This window comes from Streptomyces sp. NPDC019531 (assembly GCF_044903305.1).
Classification (GTDB): Bacteria; Actinomycetota; Actinomycetes; order Streptomycetales; family Streptomycetaceae; genus Streptomyces.
This window is the reverse complement of the sequence record NZ_JBJDQL010000147.1, coordinates 1-1,229: the sequence shown is the minus strand read 5'-3', so window position 1 is coordinate 1,229 and position 1,229 is coordinate 1. Positions and strand designations below refer to the sequence as shown.

Genomic DNA, 1,229 nt, shown 5'->3' with positions numbered 1-1,229 from the left:
CTGTTCGTGGGCACCCAGCTCAACTCGGTCCACGTCCTGGGCGGCTTCCTCAGGGGCGGCGCGGAGATGGTGAAGCTGGCCCGCACGGTCAACCCGCTGGACCCCTACAACCTGACCCATCCCGGCGAGTGGGGCAAGAACTCCTCGATGCTCCTCGCGGGCCTGGTCGGCACCGCCGCCCACCCCGAACGCCTGCCCATGTCCCTCCTGGGCACCGGCTGGAGCAGCGACCCGGGCGACGCGTTCGGCTACGCCGTCTCCAACGTGGTCGGCGGCAAGGGCGCCGGAGGAGTGGGCAAAACCGCCCTACGGGATGCGGCCCGCGCCATCGGCAAGGGCGGGTTGAAGGCGGGAGCCCGCGACGGCGTGACCGCCTCGCTGCGCGACACCGCCCGAAAGCTCTGGTGCAAGGTCTTCGGCAGCGACCCGATCGACATGGCCACCGGCCGCATGTCCCTGCCGGTCACGGACGTGACGCTCCCCGCCCGGCTGCCACTGGTCTTCTCCCGCCAGTTCGAGTCCTCTTACCGGGCCGGCCGCTGGTTCGGCCCGAAGTGGGCGTCGACGGCCGACCAGCGCCTGGAGATCGACGCCGAAGGCGTCATCTTCGTCCGCGAGGACGGCTCCCTGCTCGCCTACCCCCACCCCGCCCCGGGCGTGCCGGTGTTGCCCCTGGCCGGTGACCGGCACCCGCTGACCATCGACGCCTGGGGCGACTACACCGTCACCGACCCCGAGTCCGGCCGTGTCTGGGACTTCGCGGGCCCGGGCGGCGACGGCATCGCGCTGCTGGCCCAGGTCATCGACCGCTCGGGCCAGTGGCTGACCTTCGAGTACGACGACGAGGGCGCCCCCACCGGGATCGTGCACTCAGCCGGCTACGAGCTGAAGATCGAGCGGTCCGGGGACCGAATAACCGCCCTGCACCTGGCAGATGCCGACGGCGATATCGAGCTGGTCCGCTTCGGCTACGACGAGAACGGCCACCTGGCGGCGGTGACCAACTCCTCCGGCCTGCCGACCCGCTTCACCAACGACACCCTCGGCCGCATCACCGCATGGACGGATACGAACAACTCCTCCTACCACTACGTCTACGACGACCAGGACCGCTGCGTCTCCCAGGGCGGCGAGGCGGGCCACCTCGCCTACACCTACACCTACGGCGACCCGGACCCGACGACCGGCCACCGGATCGTCACCGCGGTCAACTCACTGGGCCGCGAGAC

1 protein-coding gene is annotated in these 1,229 nt (G+C 70.9%); it reads left to right on the top strand.

Annotated features, from left to right (window positions below):
• Positions 1-1,229, top strand: a 1,229-nt coding sequence (locus ACI2L1_RS45225; protein ID WP_404745307.1) for a DUF6531 domain-containing protein, incomplete at both ends; no start/stop codon positions are given.